The sequence below is a fragment of the Streptomyces sp. HP-A2021 genome (assembly GCF_022807935.1).
GTDB lineage: Bacteria > Actinomycetota > Actinomycetes > Streptomycetales > Streptomycetaceae > Streptomyces > Streptomyces afghaniensis.
Genome location: NZ_CP094344.1, coordinates 6,326,437 through 6,342,873, shown reverse-complemented (window position 1 = coordinate 6,342,873; position 16,437 = coordinate 6,326,437). Strand labels below are relative to the sequence as shown.

14 protein-coding genes are annotated in these 16,437 nt (G+C 71.1%); 7 read left to right on the top strand and 7 right to left on the bottom strand.

The window, feature by feature from the left end; translation table 11 throughout:
• Positions 1-43 precede the first annotated feature (43 nt).
• Positions 44-2,251 (bottom strand): MMPL family transporter, encoded by a 2,208-nt coding sequence (locus MQE23_RS28675; RefSeq protein ID WP_243380640.1) that lies wholly within the window; start codon positions 2,249-2,251, stop codon positions 44-46.
• A 268-nt stretch (positions 2,252-2,519) separates the two neighbouring features.
• Here MQE23_RS28675 and MQE23_RS28670 point away from each other — a divergent pair, with 268 nt between their 5' ends.
• From MQE23_RS28670 to MQE23_RS28660, 3 genes are all read left to right on the top strand, one after another.
• Positions 2,520-3,095, top strand: coding sequence for a TetR family transcriptional regulator (locus MQE23_RS28670; RefSeq protein ID WP_243382792.1), 576 nt, complete (start codon positions 2,520-2,522; stop codon positions 3,093-3,095).
• Positions 3,096-3,176: 81 nt separating this feature from the next.
• Positions 3,177-3,416 (top strand): heavy-metal-associated domain-containing protein, encoded by a 240-nt coding sequence (locus tag MQE23_RS28665; protein ID WP_020273565.1) that lies wholly within the window; start codon positions 3,177-3,179, stop codon positions 3,414-3,416.
• Between the two features lie 242 nt (positions 3,417-3,658).
• Positions 3,659-5,914, top strand: coding sequence for a heavy metal translocating P-type ATPase (locus tag MQE23_RS28660; RefSeq protein ID WP_020273566.1), 2,256 nt, complete (start codon positions 3,659-3,661; stop codon positions 5,912-5,914).
• A 643-nt stretch (positions 5,915-6,557) separates the two neighbouring features.
• On the opposite strand, the gene MQE23_RS28655 is transcribed toward MQE23_RS28660, so the two are convergent.
• Both MQE23_RS28655 and MQE23_RS28650 read right to left on the bottom strand, forming a co-directional pair.
• Positions 6,558-7,847: a citrate synthase gene (locus MQE23_RS28655; protein WP_020273567.1), complete on the bottom strand. Its 1,290-nt coding sequence runs from the start codon at positions 7,845-7,847 to the stop codon at positions 6,558-6,560.
• Positions 7,848-8,025: 178 nt separating this feature from the next.
• Positions 8,026-10,305: an ATP-dependent RecD-like DNA helicase gene (locus MQE23_RS28650; RefSeq protein WP_243380639.1), complete on the bottom strand. Its 2,280-nt coding sequence runs from the start codon at positions 10,303-10,305 to the stop codon at positions 8,026-8,028.
• Positions 10,306-10,425: 120 nt separating this feature from the next.
• On the opposite strand from MQE23_RS28650, the gene MQE23_RS28645 reads away from it, so the two are divergent.
• Genes MQE23_RS28645 through uppS form a run of 3 tightly spaced genes read left to right on the top strand, consistent with a single transcriptional unit; the run spans position 10,426 to position 13,296 of the window.
• Positions 10,426-11,028, top strand: coding sequence for a DUF6230 family protein (locus MQE23_RS28645; RefSeq protein WP_243380638.1), 603 nt, complete (start codon positions 10,426-10,428; stop codon positions 11,026-11,028).
• Positions 11,025-11,426, top strand: coding sequence for a DUF6114 domain-containing protein (locus MQE23_RS28640; protein WP_020273570.1), 402 nt, complete (start codon positions 11,025-11,027; stop codon positions 11,424-11,426). Before MQE23_RS28645 ends, MQE23_RS28640 begins: the two co-directional genes overlap by 4 nt.
• Before the next feature lies 1 nt (position 11,427).
• Positions 11,428-13,296 carry a polyprenyl diphosphate synthase gene (gene uppS / locus MQE23_RS28635; protein ID WP_243380637.1) on the top strand — a complete coding sequence of 623 codons (1,869 nt, stop codon included), beginning with the start codon at positions 11,428-11,430 and terminating at the stop codon, positions 13,294-13,296.
• A 63-nt stretch (positions 13,297-13,359) separates the two neighbouring features.
• Here the strand turns inward: uppS and MQE23_RS28630 are convergent, their stop codons facing one another.
• Together MQE23_RS28630 and MQE23_RS28625 are read right to left on the bottom strand one after the other, a co-directional pair.
• Positions 13,360-13,620 carry a hypothetical protein gene (locus tag MQE23_RS28630; protein ID WP_037670084.1) on the bottom strand — a complete coding sequence of 87 codons (261 nt, stop codon included), beginning with the start codon at positions 13,618-13,620 and terminating at the stop codon, positions 13,360-13,362.
• A gap of 37 nt (positions 13,621-13,657) precedes the next feature.
• Positions 13,658-14,251 (bottom strand): ABATE domain-containing protein, encoded by a 594-nt coding sequence (locus tag MQE23_RS28625; protein ID WP_020273573.1) that lies wholly within the window; start codon positions 14,249-14,251, stop codon positions 13,658-13,660.
• Between the two features lie 86 nt (positions 14,252-14,337).
• Here MQE23_RS28625 and MQE23_RS28620 point away from each other — a divergent pair, with 86 nt between their 5' ends.
• Complete coding sequence (locus MQE23_RS28620; protein ID WP_243380636.1) at positions 14,338-15,141, top strand: MBL fold metallo-hydrolase; 804 nt, start codon at positions 14,338-14,340, stop codon at positions 15,139-15,141.
• A gap of 6 nt (positions 15,142-15,147) precedes the next feature.
• Here MQE23_RS28620 and MQE23_RS28615 read toward each other — a convergent pair whose 3' ends face one another.
• Together MQE23_RS28615 and MQE23_RS28610 are read right to left on the bottom strand one after the other, a co-directional pair.
• Complete coding sequence (locus tag MQE23_RS28615; RefSeq protein ID WP_243380635.1) at positions 15,148-15,795, bottom strand: dihydrofolate reductase family protein; 648 nt, start codon at positions 15,793-15,795, stop codon at positions 15,148-15,150.
• Between the two features lie 81 nt (positions 15,796-15,876).
• Entirely contained in the window at positions 15,877-16,242 is a 366-nt protein-coding gene (locus MQE23_RS28610; protein ID WP_020273576.1) for a hypothetical protein, read from the bottom strand.
• Positions 16,243-16,437: the final 195 nt, after the last annotated feature.

Here is a 16,437-nt window from a genome sequence, read left to right as displayed (position 1 = left end):
AGTGCCTCGGCGAACGCTAGCCCGTGCCGTACGGGCCGGTGCTTCAGCCCGGGGTTCCGGCCTTTTCCCGGGCCGGTTCCGGTGCTCTGGCCGGTTCCGGGCCGGACTCGCTCAGGCCGAAGCGTTCGTGGAAGCGGCGCAGGGGGCCCGGGGCCCACCAGGTGGCGCGACCGGTGAGGCGCATGACAGCGGGGACCAGGAGACTGCGGACGATCATCGCGTCCATCAGGACCGCCAGGGCGATGCCCAGGCCGAGCATCTTGGTGTTGGTGACCCGGGACGTGCCGATCGCGACCATGACCACGGCCAGGATGACCGCCGCCGCCGTGATCAGCCCGCCGGTGCGCTTCAACCCGTGGCGGACGGCCTGGTCGTGGTCGCCGGTGCGGTCGTACTCCTCCTTGATGCGGGAGAGCAGGAACACGCCGTAGTCCATGGACAGGCCGAAGGCCACGCAGAACATCAGGACCGGGAGGGTCGTCTCGATGGAGCCGGGGCTGGTGAAGCCGAGCAGGCCGGAGAGATGGCCGTCCTGGAAGATCCAGACGACCGCGCCGAACATGGCCGTCAGACTGAGCGCGTTGAGGACGACCGCCTGGACCGGTATGAGCACGCTGCCCGTGAGGAGGAAGACCAGGAGCAGGGTGACGATCGTGATGAAGACGGCAGCGAGCGGCAGGCGCTCCCCTATGGCGTCCTTGGAGTCGACCAGGACGGCCGCCGTGCCGGTGACCTTGGTGTCGAAGGGGGCCCGGACCTCGCGCAGTTCGCCGACGAGGCGCTGGGCCGGGTCGTCGACCGCCTCGCCCTTCGGCAGCACCGTGAAGTACGCCGAGTCGCCCTTCACCAGCGGCCCGTCGACCCGCTGCACATCGGGCAGCCCGGCGATCCGCTCCTTGTAGGCGCCGTACTGCGCCTCGGTCGCGCGGCCCTCGGCGAGCACTTCCAGGCCGCCGCCGGGGCTGCCCGGGAAGCCGTCCCGGATGTGCTGCTGCACGACATGGGACTCGGAGGTCGAGGGCAGCTGGCGGTCGTCGGCCGTGCCGAACTTGACGCCCAGGAAGGGCAGTCCGAGCAGGACGAGGACGGCGGTGGTGCCCAGGGCGAAGAACGGGGCGCGGCGCATGACGAGCGACGCCGAGCGCGCCCAGGCCCTGCCCTCCTCCGCGGCGGGCCTCGGCCGGTGTCCACGCCGGAACACGCGACGCAGGTCGAGGGAGTTGACCCGGTGCCCCAGCAGCGTCAGCGCCGCCGGGAGCAGGATCAGCACGGCGGCCGCGGCCAGCAGCACCACGGCGATACCGGCGTAGGCGAAGGACCGCAGGAAGTACTGCGGGAAGACCAGCATCGCCGCCAGGGACACCGCGACCGTGAGGGCGGAGAACAGCACCGTGCGGCCGGCCGTGCGCAGCGTGGTGCCGATCGCGGTCAGGGGCTCGGCGCCGGTGGACAGTTCCTCGCGGAAGCGGCGGACGATGAACAGCGCGTAGTCGACGGCGAGGCCGAGGCCGAGGGCCGTGGTGAGGTTGATCGCGAACACGGACACGTCGGTGAGCTCGGTGAGGCCGCGCAGGATCGCGTTCGTCCCCAGGATGGCGACGATGCCGATGCCGAGCGGCAGCAGGGCGGCGACGGCGCTGCCGAAGACCATCACCAGCAGCACGAGCGTCACCGGCAGGGCGATGAGCTCGGCCCGGGTCAGGTCCTCCTGGATGATCGTCTGCATCTCGTGCCGCACGGCGACCGGGCCGCCGATGGTGACGTCCACCGGGCCGTGCACGCCGCGATAGTGGGGCGCGATGCGCTCCAGGGTCTCGCCGGCGGTCTTCTCGTCGCCCGTGATGCGGGCTGCTACCAGTGCCTCGTGGCCGTCCTCGGCGCGCAGGGCCGGGGTGCCGGACTGCCAGTAGGAGCCGACGCCGGTGACGCCCTTCTCGTGCGCCAGTCGCTCGGCGAGGCGCTCGGCCCGGGCGGCGACGGCCGGGTCGTCGACCGAGACGTCGCCCGCGTCGACCAGGAGCAGCAGGTTGGGCTGGGAGCCGGGGAACTCGCGCTCCAGGGCCTTGGTCGCGTACGTGGACTCGGCGGCGGGGTCCTCCCAGCCGCCGGCGCCGAGCCGGTCGGCGACGCCGCTGCCGGCCAGCACCGCGAGCGCGGTGAGCACCAGCGCCACCAGCAGCGACAGTCTGGGCCGGGTGGTCACGAAGCGGGTCCAGGCTCCGACGCGTGGTGGCGTGTTGACTTCGGTCATCGTGCGGTGTCCCCTTCACCGTGCCCCGTGTCCAGGCGCAGCCTGACAGCACGGGGCTGCCATAGACTGGCAGACACGAGAGATCGCTCGCATTTCTGCTGACTCCAGAATGCGAGCGGCCACTCGTGTTTGTCAATCGCGTGCTGAGACCTGGGGAAAACGCGTGCCCGAGAAGACCGAGAAACCCGGAACGGCGAAACCCGGAGCCGAGACGACGACGGCGACCGAGGACCGGCCGCGCCGCCGTCAGGCGCGCGGCGAGCGCCGGATCGCCCAGCTCCTCGACGCCGCCGCCACCGTCTTCTCCACGACCGGCTACACGGCCGCCAGCACCAATGCCATCGCCCGCGAGGCAGGCGTCTCACCGGGGACGCTCTACCAGTTCTTCCCGAACAAGGAAGCGATCGCGATCGAGCTGGGCAGCCGGCTCATGCACGAGATGCGGCAGTCCTACGACGAGGTCCTCACCCCGATCGACCCCGGGGCCACCCCGATCGAGGAGGTGATCGCCGGGACCGTCGACCGCTTCATCGAGTTCAACTGCCGCCACCCGGCCTTCTTCGCGCTGATGCACGGGCCCGACATCCCCGGACGCATCGCCGAGGAGCACGACGCGCTGCATCGCACGCTGACCGCCCGGGTCGAGGCGCTCCTCGCCCCGTTCACCCCCGGCACCCCCGCACCGGCCCTCGCCCGCACCGCCCAGATGTGCGTCGGCATCTACAAGGCGGGCCTGGAGCTGGTCCTGGCCCACGAGGGCGCTGAGCGCGAGGCGTACGTCCAGGAGTTGAAGGTCACCCTCCTGCGCTACCTGAGTCCACTGGTCGGGGACGTCGTGAAGTGATACCCCCTAGGGGTACAGTGGGGGGATATGCGGACCCCAGAGGTCCCCATGGCCCCACATGCCTCGACGAGGAGTAACGACATGACCGCCCAGACCGACACCACGGGCCCCGTCACCACCGTCTACAAGGTGAGCGGCATGAGCTGCGGACACTGCGAGGGCGCCGTCTCCGGCGAGATCTCCCAGATCTCCGGCGTCAGTTCGGTGACGGCCGTCGCCTCGACCGGCGAGGTCACGGTCGTCTCCGCCACCCCGCTCGACGACGATGCCGTGCGTGCGGCCGTCGACGAGGCCGGTTTCGAGCTGGCCGGCAAGGCCTGAGCTGTCGGCCGGGAAGGCCTGAGCCCGTCAGGCGGCAAAACCTGAGCCCGTCAGCCAGTAAGGCCTGAGCCCGTTGACCGGAAGGACCTTCGCCGGTTTCGAGAGCCCGAGACGCACAGGCCTGGGACACCCCGGTCCTGGCACTCGTACCGACGTACCGACGTACGGGCCGTACGCCGCCGCCCCCGGCCCGTACGGCCCGTCCCGCTTCCCGGGCGCCCCGCATCTCCTGGAGTACGGACATGACCAGCACCACCGCCAAGGCACCGGCCGACCGCGAACCGGCGCTCGCCGAGGTCGAGCTGCTCATCGGCGGGATGACCTGCGCCTCCTGCGCGGCCCGCGTCGAGAAGAAGCTCAACCGCATGGACGGCGTCACCGCCACGGTGAACTACGCGACGGAGAAGGCCCGGGTGACCTACCCCGTGGGCACCGAGGTCGCCGACCTGATCGCGACCGTGGTGAAGACCGGGTACACCGCCGAGGAGCCGGCGCCCGCGCGGGAGGAGGAGCCCGCCGCAGAGGGCACGCACGCCGCCGGGGAGGACCCCGACCTGTCGGCCCTCCGCCGGCGCCTCGTCGTCTCCGCCGCCCTCGCCGTGCCCGTCGTCCTGCTGGCGATGGTCCCGGCGCTCCAGTTCGACAACTGGCAGTGGCTCTCGCTCACCCTCGCCGCACCGGTCGTCGTCTGGGGCGGGCTGCCGTTCCACCGGGCGGCCTGGACGAACGCCCGGCACGGCGCCGCCACCATGGACACGCTGGTCTCCCTCGGCACGCTGGCCGCGTTCGGCTGGTCCCTGTGGGCCCTGTTCCTCGGCGACGCGGGCATGCCCGGCATGCGGCACCCCTTCGAACTCACGGTCTCGCGCGGTGACGGCGCCTCCTCGATCTACCTGGAGGTCGCCTCCGGCGTCACGGCCTTCATCCTCCTGGGCCGCTACCTGGAGGCCCGTTCCAAGCGCCGTGCGGGCGCGGCCCTCAAGGCGCTGATGGAACTGGGCGCCAAGGAAGTGGCCGTGCTGCGGGACGGGCGCGAGGTGCGGATCCCGGCGCAGCGGCTGGCCGTCGGCGACCGGTTCGTCGTACGGCCGGGCGAGAAGATCGCCACCGACGGCACGGTCGTCGAGGGCGCCTCGGCGGTGGACGCCTCGATGCTGACCGGCGAGTCGGTGCCGGTGGACGTGACGGCCGGGGACGCGGTCACCGGCGCGACGGTCAACGCGGGCGGCCGGCTCGTCGTCGAGGCCACCCGGATCGGCGCCGACACCCAGCTCGCGCGGATGGCGAAGCTGGTGGAGGACGCGCAGAACGGCAAGGCCGAGGTACAGCGGCTCGCCGACCGGATCGCCGGGGTCTTCGTGCCGGTGGTCCTGCTGATCGCCGCCGCCACGGCCGGCGTGTGGCTCGGCCTGACCGGCGACGGCGTCGCCGCGTTCACCGCCGCCGTCGCCGTCCTGATCATCGCCTGCCCGTGCGCGCTGGGCCTGGCCACCCCGACCGCACTGATGGTCGGCACCGGCCGCGGCGCCCAGCTCGGCATCCTCATCAAGGGCCCGGAGGTCCTGGAGTCCACGCGCCGGATCGACACGGTCGTCCTGGACAAGACCGGCACGGTCACCACGGGCCGCATGACCCTCCAGGAGGTTCATGTCGCCGGGGGCGCCGACGAGAAGGAGGTGCTGCGGCTCGTCGGCGCCGTCGAGCACGCCTCCGAGCACCCCGTGGCCCGTGCGATCGCGCTGGGGGCCGAGGAGAGGGCCGGACAGCTCCCGGGCGTCGAGAACTTCGAGAACGTCCCCGGGCGGGGCGTACGGGGACGTGTGGAGGGCCGTGAGGTCGCCGTGGGGCGGCTCTTCGGGGACGTACCGCCGGAGCTGGCCCGCGCGCGGGACGAGGCCGAGCGGGCCGGCCGTACGGCCGTCCTGGCCGGCTGGGACGGGACGGCGCGGGCCGTGCTGGCCGTGGCGGACGCGATCAAGGAGACCAGCGCCGAGGCGGTGCGCGAGCTGCGCGCGCTGGGGCTCACGCCGGTGCTGCTGACCGGGGACAACCGGGCGGTGGCCGAAGCGGTGGCCGAGGCCGTCGGGATCGACCGGGTGATCGCGGAGGTCCTGCCCGAGGACAAGGTCGAGGCCGTACGGCGGCTGCGGGCCGAGGGACGGGTCGTCGCCATGGTGGGCGACGGCGTCAACGACGCGGCCGCGCTCGCCACCGCCGATCTGGGCCTGGCCATGGGCACCGGCACGGACGCGGCGATCGAGGCGGGCGATCTGACGCTGGTGCGGGGCGATCTGCGGGTGGCCGCGGACGCGATCCGGCTGTCCCGCCGGACGCTGGCCACGATCAAGGGGAACCTCGTCTGGGCCTTCGGCTACAACGTGGCCGCGCTGCCGCTGGCCGCCGCGGGACTGCTGAACCCGATGATCGCCGGGGCCGCGATGGCCTTCTCGTCGGTTTTCGTCGTCACGAACAGCCTTCGGCTCCGGACATTCCGGTGAAGTCACCCGAATTCGCCCTAAGTTCGCGGCGAACGTGATATGAGCCCCTCTGGAGTCCCGGGCCCGGCTCACATAAGCTCTTCACAAGGCTCGCGCATCATCCTTACGCTTGAGTCCCGGACGGCATATCCGGGCTCTTGCGCATCTACCGGACATATGCAAGAGACGCAGATCACAGTGATGTGAACGTAACCATCGAAGGGGTTCGAAGGTCTAAGTTGACGATGTCAGGGAGCGTCTTGGGGGGCGTCACCTGGCATTTGGAGATGTCTTGGGGGACTTCTCCAGAGATGCGTTGCCGGGGCACGTACACCGGGAAGCTTTGAGCGGCCCTCCCGGTCGTGCGTTGTCCCGGCAGACCGCACACAGCAGTACGGCGAGTTTTGCTCGTTTTGCTCAACAGCGATTCAGGCGCTGTCCTCACAGACGCCCGGCCGGATCCCGTGGGGGGAATCCGTACCGGGACTGGGAAGGCGCCCTGGTCGTCGGCCCGTGGGGGGACCGGCGACAGGGCGCCTTCTTTTCTGCTTCTCGGCCCCTTCTTCTGCTTCTCTTCTCCTACGGCCTGCTCGCCCCGCACCTACGCAAGAGCCCCCGCACCCGCACAAGCGCGGATACGGGGGCCGAGCGGTAGTACTGCGCCTCAGCGCTCCTCGACGGGCACGAAGTCGCGCTCGACGACGCCCGTGTAGATCTGCCGCGGGCGGCCGATGCGGGAGCCCGGCTCCTTGATCATCTCGTGCCACTGGGCGATCCAGCCCGGCAGCCGGCCGAGGGCGAACAGGACCGTGAACATCTCGGTCGGGAAGCCCATGGCCCGGTAGATCAGGCCGGTGTAGAAGTCGACGTTCGGGTAGAGGCTGCGCGAGACGAAGTAGTCGTCGGAGAGCGCGTGCTCCTCCAGCTTCAGCGCGATGTCCAGCAGCTCGTCGGACTTGCCGAGGGCGGACAGCACGTCGTGCGCGGCGGCCTTGATGATCTTGGCGCGCGGGTCGAAGTTCTTGTAGACCCGGTGGCCGAAGCCCATCAGGCGGACGCCGTCCTCCTTGTTCTTCACCTTGCGGATGAAGGAGTCGACGTCGCCGCCGGAGTCGCGGATGCCCTCCAGCATCTCCAGCACGGACTGGTTGGCGCCGCCGTGCAGCGGGCCCCACAGGGCGTTGATGCCGGCGGAGATCGAGGCGAACATGTTCGCCTGCGAGGAGCCGACCAGGCGGACCGTGGAGGTCGAGCAGTTCTGCTCGTGGTCGGCGTGCAGGATCAGCAGCTTGTCGAGCGCGGAGACCACGGTCGGGTCCAGCTCGTACTCCTGCGCCGGGACGGAGAAGGTCATGCGGAGGAAGTTCTCCACGTAGCCCAGGTCGTTGCGCGGGTAGACGAACGGGTGGCCGATCGACTTCTTGTACGCGTACGCCGCGATCGTCGGGAGCTTGGCGAGCAGGCGGATCGTGGAGAGGTTGCGCTGACGCTCGTCGAACGGGTTGTGGCTGTCCTGGTAGAACGTGGACAGCGCCGAGACGACCGAGGACAGCATGGCCATCGGGTGGGCGTCGCGCGGGAAGCCCTTGTAGAAGTTCTTGACGTCCTCGTGCAGCAGGGTGTGCTGCGTGATGTCGTTCTTGAACGACGAGAGCTCGTCGACGGTCGGCAGCTCGCCGTTGATCAGCAGGTAGGCGACCTCCAGGAAGGTGGAGCGCTCGGCCAGCTGCTCGATCGGGTAGCCGCGGTACCGCAGGATGCCCGCTTCGCCGTCCAGGTAGGTAATGGCGGATTTGTAGGCGGCGGTATTGCCGTAGCCGCTGTCCAGCGTCACCAGACCGGTCTGGGCGCGGAGCTTGCCGATGTCGAAGCCCTTGTCACCGACGGTGCTGTCGATCACCGGGTAGGTGTACTCGCCGTCGCCGTACCGCAGTACTACAGAGTTGTCGCTCACGTCATCCCTCACCGACGTTGTGCCTCTTCTTCGAGGTGCCCTGACTGTCTCTACCATCCCCCACTCGGCTCAGGAGAGTGCACTCGGGGTCGACCATCGGGCCTATTGACGGCACTGAGTGCCGCCAACTTCCTCATCCTGCCCCCTGTGTTCCCCTTCTGGAAGTGCTCTGTGACCTTCACGACTCATTTGATCGATCATTTTTCTGCGAACCGAGCCGGAAGTCGAGTGCCGTGCACCGGCGGCCCGCGGAAACGGAGCGCACCGCCTGGCCGATCGCCCTGCGCGAACCGACGAGGACGACCAGCTGTTTGGCCCGGGTGACCGCCGTGTAGAGCAGGTTCCGCTGGAGCATCATCCAGGCGCCCGTGGTGACCGGGATGACGACCGCCGGGTACTCGCTGCCCTGGGAGCGGTGGATGGTCACGGCGTAGGCGTGAGCCAGCTCGTCGAGCTCGTCGAACTCGTAGGGGACCTCCTCGTCCTCGTCCGTCAGGACCGTCAGGCGCTGGTCGACCGGGTCGAGCGAGGTGACCACACCGACGGTGCCGTTGAAGACGCCGTTCTTGCCCTTCTCGTAATTGTTGCGAATCTGGGTGACCTTGTCGCCGACACGGAACACCCGTCCGCCGAATCTCTTCTCGGGCACGTCGGGGCGGCCGGGGGTGACGGCCTGCTGGAGCAGGCCGTTGAGGGTGCCCGCGCCCGCCGGGCCCCGGTGCATGGGGGCGAGGACCTGCACGTCCCGGCGGGGGTCCAGCCCGAACTTGGCCGGGATCCGCCGCGCCGCCACGTCCACCGTGAGCCGCCCCGCCTCCTCCGTGTCGTCCTCGACGAAGAGGAAGAAGTCCTTCATGCCGTCGGTGAGCGGGTGTTGGCCGGCGTTGATCCGGTGCGCGTTCGTCACCACGCCCGACTGCTGGGCCTGCCGGAAGACCCGGGTGAGGCGGACGGCGGGGATCGGGCTCCCGTCGGCCAGGAGGTCGCGCAGCACCTCGCCCGCGCCGACGCTGGGCAGCTGGTCCACGTCCCCGACGAACAGCAGATGGGCTCCCGGGGGAACGGCCTTCACCAGCTTGTTGGCGAGGAGCAGGTCCAGCATGGACGCCTCGTCGACCACCACCAGGTCGGCGTCCAGCGGGCGGTCCCGGTCGTAGGCCGCGTCGCCGCCGGGCTTCAGCTCCAGCAGGCGGTGGACCGTGGAGGCCTCGGCGCCGGTGAGCTCGGACAGGCGCTTGGCGGCCCGGCCGGTCGGGGCGGCGAGCACGACCTTCGCCTTCTTGGCGCGGGCCAGCTCCACGATGGAGCGGACCGTGAAGGACTTGCCGCAGCCGGGGCCGCCGGTGAGGACGGCGACCTTCTCGGTCAGTGCGAGCTTGACGGCGGCCTCCTGCTCGGGGGCGAGGTCGGCGCCGGTGCGGGTTCTCAGCCAGCCGAGGGCCTTGTCCCAGGTGACCGCCCGGAAGCCCGGCATCCGGTCCTGCTCGGTGCGCAGGAGACGCAGCAGCTGGGCGGAGAGGGAGAGTTCGGCGCGGTGGAAGGGGACGAGGTAGACGGCGGTGACCGGCTCCGAGGCGCCGTCGGGACCGGGGACCTTCTCCCGTACGACCCCGGGGTCGCCGCCGTCCTCGGGGGCCTCGGCCAGCTCCGCGAGGCACTCGATGACGAGCCCGGTGCCGACCTGGAGCAGCTTCACCGCGTCCGCGATCAGCCGCTCCTCCGGGAGGTAGCAGTTGCCCTGGTCGGTGGCCTGCGACAGCGCGTACTGCAGGCCCGCCTTGACGCGCTCCGGGCTGTCGTGCGGGATGCCGACGGACTGGGCGATCTTGTCGGCGGTGAGGAAGCCGATGCCCCAGACGTCGGCGGCGAGGCGGTAGGGCTGGTTCTTCACCACGGAGATGGAGGCGTCGCCGTACTTCTTGTAGATCCGCACCGCGATGGACGTGGACACCTCGACGGTCTGGAGGAAGAGCATGACCTCCTTGATGGCCTTCTGTTCCTCCCAGGCATCGGCGATCTTCTTCGTCCGCTTGGGCCCGAGGCCCGGGACCTCGATGAGCCGCTTGGGCTCCTCCTCGATGATCTGGAGGGTGTCCAGGCCGAAGTGCTGCGTGATGCGGTCGGCGAAGACCGGGCCGATGCCCTTGACCAGCCCGGAGCCGAGGTAGCGGCGGATGCCCTGGACGGTGGCCGGCAGGACCGTCGTGTAGTTCTCCACGTGGAACTGCTTGCCGTACTGGGGGTGCGAGCCCCAGCGGCCCTCCATGCGCAGCGACTCCCCGACCTGGGCACCGAGCAGCGCGCCCACGACCGTGAGCAGATCGCCGCCGCCTCTGCCGGTGTCGACCCGGGCGACCGTGTAGCCGTTCTCCTCGTTGGCGTACGTGATGCGCTCGAGAACGCCTTCGAGCACGGCGAGCCGCCGTTCGCCGGCGGGGGTTCCCGTCTGGTTGGGCATGATCCGACCGTACCGCCGGGGGGTGACAGCGGGAGTGGGCGGTGAGGGGCGTGGGTCCGGTCGTATCGGCCGATAGTGAGTTCGGCAGTACTTCGGTCCGGAACGGTCGTTGGGCCAGGCGTGATCAAGAACAACAGTCCCGTGACGGCGCGGACCGGGCGCACGAGCCGCCTGCGGTTCGCACTGGCCCTGGCACCCCTGCTCCTGGGTGCCTCCGCCCTGCTGGCCGGAAGCGCCGCGGGGGCCGTCTCCGTGGCGTTCGCGGGGGAGGTGCCGGTCACGGTCCATGCCGCTCGGGTGGCCGGGTCGGGTGTCTCGGCCTCTCCGGGCGCCTCCGGGCATGGCGGTCTGCTGCCGGCGCTGGCCACGCGGGTGGAGCGGGCCACCGTGCACGACGCCTGCGTGACCTCCACCGCCCGCCTGCCGGTCGTCGGCGCAGTGACGGCCGTCGTGCGGATCGAGCGTGCGTCGGCCACCGGGTTGACCGTGGAGACGGGCAAGACCACTGCCGGGTCGGTGAAGCTGTCCGGCGCGACGTTCGGCACACCGCAGAGGGCCCCGGACCGGCCCACGGGCCTGTTCACCGTCGGCGCGGAGCAGGTCAGCGGCAGCCGGGTGACCACGCAGCCGCACGCCTTCACGGCCGGGACGATCACCTCCCGGGGTGTGGCCATCGAGGTGCGCCGGGCCGAGGGCGGCTGCGAGCCGGGAGCGGCCCGATGAGCGCGGTGATCCGGCCCGCCGGGTGGTCCGCGTGGCCTGCCGGGTGGTCCGCGTGGCGTCAGGGCCGTCCGTTCGCGGCGGGACTGCTGCTCGCCCTCGGCGGGCTGGAGTTGATCGGCGTCTCCTGGGTGGGGCTGGGATTCCTGCGGTTCACCGGCACCGCGGGCGCGGCCTCATGGACCCTGGGCGCCCTGTTCGTCGTCGCCGGTGTGACGACGTGGCGCAACCCCGCCCTGCGCTACTTCTCCGGCGTCCTGGCCGGCGTGCTGTCCCTGGTCAGCCTGGTCGCCGCCAACCTCGGCGGCCTGCTCCTCGGCTTCCTGCTCACCGCCGTCGGCAGCGCCCTGGCCCTGGCCTGGATCCCCCAGCAGGCGCCTTCGACTCGAGAGGAGGCGTGAGGTGAGGCCTTTGCCCGTGCACCCCGCCCGCGTCTACCGGAGCAGCGGCATCCACGACCCGGTCCTGCGCCGCGGCTACGAGGAATGCCGCCGCGCCACCCGCGCCAGGGGCGAGATCGAGTACGCCGTCTCGCTGCTGCTCCCGCCGCCCCTGCGGATCGCGACCTGGGCGTTGTACGGCGCCGGGGTGACGGTGGACTGCCTGGCCGACACGGCACAGCCGTCGGACACGAAGGACGCCGGGCGCGCCGAGCGGCTGGAGGCGTGGATCTCGGCGTTCGACGCCGACCTGCGCGACGGCCGCAGCACCGACCCGGTACGGAAAGCGCTGATCCACACCATGCTCACGTGGAACCTGCCGCCGGGATTCATGCACACCCAGTTCGAGCAGCTGCGCCTGGACGCCCACGGGCGCCGGTTCGCCACGTGGGAGGAGTGGCGACGCTACAACGGCCTCGTCACCACCCCGTTCCTGCTGCGCGCGGCCTCCCTGATGATGCGGGTCGCGGGCCTGTCCGCCGAACCCGAGTCGATCGCCTCAGGCGTACCGGAGGCGGCGGTGGCGTGGCAGACGGCAGCCGACGCCATCCTCCTCACCGATGCCCTCGTCGACCTCTCCGAAGACCTGGCCGACGGACATGTGCCGCTGCCGCAGGAGGCCCTGGACGAGGCCGGCGTACGCCGCGCCGACCTCCTGGACCGGCGCAGCACCCCCGCCTTCGAGGAACTGGTGCGCCGCCTGGCCGACAGGGCCCGTTGCTGGCTGGACCGGACACCGGTGCCGCCCGTGCTGCACCCGGCGGTCGGCATCGCGCTCGGCGCGTACACAGACCTGTACCGGCTGCGCCTGAGGGCCGCCGCCGACGCTCCGGCCGCGCTGCTGCTGCGCCGCCCGGCCGTGCCGGGAGGTGCCCGGCTGCGCGTGCTGCTGCCCGCCCGGACGCGGGTCGCACTGGCCTGGACCCTCTTCCCGCTCCCCGTACGCCCCTGCCCGCCGCCGGAACCGGCCGGCCCGCCCGCAGGACCGGCCAGGGCCGAAGCGACCGAAGCACGCCCTCTCACCACCGAGCGGCGGCCGGTGGTCCCTCCGGCACCGCACCCGTCCGGCGCCCGCCCGCCCCGGTTGCCCGCCGGGGCCGTGCCGCGCCACGTCGCGATCGTGATGGACGGCAACGGCCGCTGGGCCACCGCCCGGGGCCTGCCGCGCCCCGAGGGCCACCGGGCGGGCGCCGACGCACTGGTCGACGTCGTCCACGGCGCCCTGGAGATCGGCCTGAAGTACCTGACCGTGTACGCGTTCTCCACCGAGAACTGGAAACGCCCGGCTGACGAACTGCAGGCCCTGATGCAGGAGGTGCCCCGGCAGCTGCGGCGGATCACGGACGACGCCAAGCCGCTGGACGTCCGCGTGCGCTGGGCCGGACTGCGCTCCCGCCTGCCGGCCGACGTCATCGAGACACTCGTCGACGCGGAGCAGGGCACCCGCGACCGCACCGGGCTCACCCTGACCGTGTGCCTCAACTACGGCGGCCGGGCCGAGATCACGGCAGCAGCGGCACACCTCGCGCAAGAGGCGGTCGCCGGGCGGATCGACCCCGCCTCGGTCTCCGAGCACGCCTTCGCCCGCCACCTGCACGTCCCCGAGCTGCCGGACGTCGACCTGCTGCTGCGCACCGGCGGCGACCAGCGCACCTCCAACTTCCTGCCCTGGCAGGCCACTTATGCCGAGCTGCTGTTCCTCGACACCCCGTGGCCGGAAGTGGACCGCCGTGACCTCTGGGACGCGATCGAGCAGTACGCCCGCCGCACCCGCCGCTACGGCTCCGTCCCTCGCATTCCCGCGCAGGCCCGGCCGGCGCATGGGGCGTGAGCCGCCGGTACGGCCGGCCGGGGTCCGACAGTCAGGCCTTCATGTGACTTTCCTTGACGGCCGTCACTCTCCGGACTGCTGCTCGTGCCGGTGGGTGCCGCGGGCCAGTCCCTGCAGCAGCTCGTGCTCGGTCTTCCCGGACTCCCGGGCCATCTTGCGCAGCAGCAGGGCGCAGAGGGCCGCCGCCCCGTCCAGGAGGGCCTCGGTCGCCATGGGGTCCTCGCGCCGTCGCTCCGTCACGTAGGCCGTCAGCAGGTCGTTGCCGGAGACGTAGGCGGTCATGAACTCGATGCCGTTACGGAGACGGTCGTAGTCACTGGTCATGGTCGAACCGTCCCACACGGGTGAAGGAGTGACCGAGTCACCGCGAGTTGCTGCGGCGGGCATAGGCGCGAGCCGCGCGGGCGCGGTCGCCGCAGCGGGTGGAGCACCAGTGGCGGCGGCCGTGGCGGAGCAGGTAGCGGTTGCAGGGCGGGGATCCGCAGGCCGTGAGGCGTTCGGCGTCGGGGGACGTGAGCAGGTCGGCGGCGTCGGCGGCGAGCGTGGCCAGGGCCAGGTCGACGATCGCGGTGGTGGGGTGGGGGGCCGTGCGGTAGGGGCCGGTCTTGTCGTCCCACCGCAGCAGCGGGGCCGTGGGGACCCGGGTCATCGCTTCGTTGACGGCCGCCACGGCCGCTGGGAGGGCGGGCAGGCCTTCGGCGCGGGCGGCGAACAGCGACCTGATCTGTTCGCGCAGGGATCGCAGTTGGGTCGCGCACATCTCCCGCATGCCGGCGTCGACCGGAGCGAGGCCGCGCTGGGTCAGCCAGTGGTTCGTCTGCGCGGGGGTGCCCAGGAGGTCGAGCGTGTGCCCCCCGGGCAGCGTGATCGCGCTGTTGACGAGAGCGAGAGAGGGGTGTTCCTCCTCGCCCTGCGCGGGCGGCGGGGCGGGCTGTTCGATCACGGGCTCCTCCATGCTTCTCATGGTATGGCTTGCGCCTATCCGTGAGAAGTGGCTACGGTTGCCTCACGGTTCAAACGCATCTATCCGTGAGGTTTTTCGTGTCTGTCCTTCCTGCGACGACCGCCCCCTTCCCCGTCCGCGTCTTCGGTGGCCCGACCGCCCTCTTCGAGTACGGCGGCCTGCGGTTCCTGACCGACCCGACCTTCGACGCTCCCGGCGACTACCCCCGCGGTGACGGCGGGTTCCTGACGAAGACCGCGGCCTCCGCCACCGCCACCGCCGACCTCGGCCGCATCGACGTGGTGCTGCTCTCCCACGACGAGCACGCCGACAACCTCGACACCTCCGGCCGGGCCCTCCTCGCCGGCATACCGCTGACCCTGACCACGCCCGGCGGCGGCGAGCGGCTGCGCGAGAGCCTGGGAGAGAAGGCCAGGGGCCTGGCCGACTGGGCGTCCGTCGAGCTGGACCGGCCCGGCGGTGGCACGGTCACCGTGACCGGCGTGCCCGCAGTGCACGGCCCGGGCCCCCGCGAGGAGGTCGAGCCGGTCACCGGTCAGGTCGTCGGCTTCGTCCTGACCGGTGACGGGCTGCCCACCGTCTACGTCAGCGGCGACAACGCCTCACTCGACGCGGTGAAGGAGGTCGCCGAGCGCTTCGCCCCGGTGGACACCGCCGTGCTCTTCGCGGGCGCTCCCCGCTTCTCCGCCCTCTTCGACAACGAGGTCATCGTCCTGGACAGCGCCATGGCCGCCGAGGCCACGCGGATCCTCGGCGCCCGCCGGGTGGTCCCCGTCCACTACGACAGCTGGGCCCACTTCACCGAGGGCCGTGACGAGTTGCAGGCGGCTTTCACCGCCGCAGGGCTGGCCGACCGTCTGGACTGGGGCGGACGCGACTGACCTGCCTCACTTCCGCCAGAACAGGTAATGCGTCACCCCGCTCGGACTCGGCACGACATCGCAGTGGAACCGGTCGAACAGCTCCTCCGGTGACTCCCAGAGCCGTGAACCGGATCCGAGCTTCACCCCCGGCGAGACCGTCACGTGCAGCGTGTCCACGAGGTCGGCGTCGAGGAACTGCCGGATGACCGTGGCGCCACCGCCGAGTCGGACGTCCTTGCCCTGTGCGGCCCGACGCGCTTGTTCGAGCACCTCGGCCGGGTCGCCGCCGACGAAGTGGAACGTCGTGTCGGAGAGGGTGAACGAAGGGCGCTCGTGGTGGGTCATGACGAACACCGGCGTGTGGAACGGCGGTTCGTCACCCCACCAGCCCTTCCACTCGTAGTCCTGCCAGGGGCCGCGCTGGGGGCCGAACTTGTTGCGGCCCATGATCTCGGCGCCGATGTTGTTCGTGAAGTCGCGCGTGAGGTAGTCGTCGAGACCACGACTGCCGCCGGGCTCGGTGCGGTTGGGCCAGCTCGCCGTGGCGCCGGCCCAGGCGAACATCTGCCCCGGGTCGGCGTGGCCGAAGGGCCGCTCCAGACTCTGGTGCTCACCGGCACCGAATCCGTCGCTCGAGACGTTGAAGTTCTGCACGCGCAGTAGCTGAGGCACGACGCTCCTCCTGTAGTCGATGAGGGTTGGACCGCTCCGGCCGGCGAATCTCATCGGTCGTAGGGAAATCCCGCCTCCGGCTCACCCCAACTGTGCCACCACGTGCTCGATCACCTGCTGGAATTCCTCGCTCGGGGAGAACTCCACGAACTCGCTGTCCTCCAGGGCGACCGGGACGTGGCCGGGGCCCCAGTAATACGCCTGTCCCGCCTCGTACTCCTCCTCGCCGGCGGCCGTGCTCATCCTGATCCGGCCCTTCAGCAGATAGCCCCAGTGGGGGCACTGGCACGCGTCGTCGGGCAGGCCCTTGAGGGCCGGGCCCATGTCCGTGCCCCGGGGCAGGCTGATGTAGCCCACCGACATGCCGCCCCCGATCGGCATGAGGCGCAGTTCCACGCCGTTGCCCTCCAGGGCGACGGGTACGTCGTTCCGGGTCGCCGCCGTCATGACTCCTCCGCTCCGGCCCCGCCGGGCCTCGCGACAACGGACCTCCTCCCTCCACCCTGAACCGCCGGGGAGCGGCCCGCGACATCACGATCCGGTCAAGAGGTGTCCTCGGGGTCTTGATTTACCGGCGTGTAATCGATTCCATCCCTCCGTCGATGTAATCGATTCCACGAGCACTCAGCACGTGCTCCCACG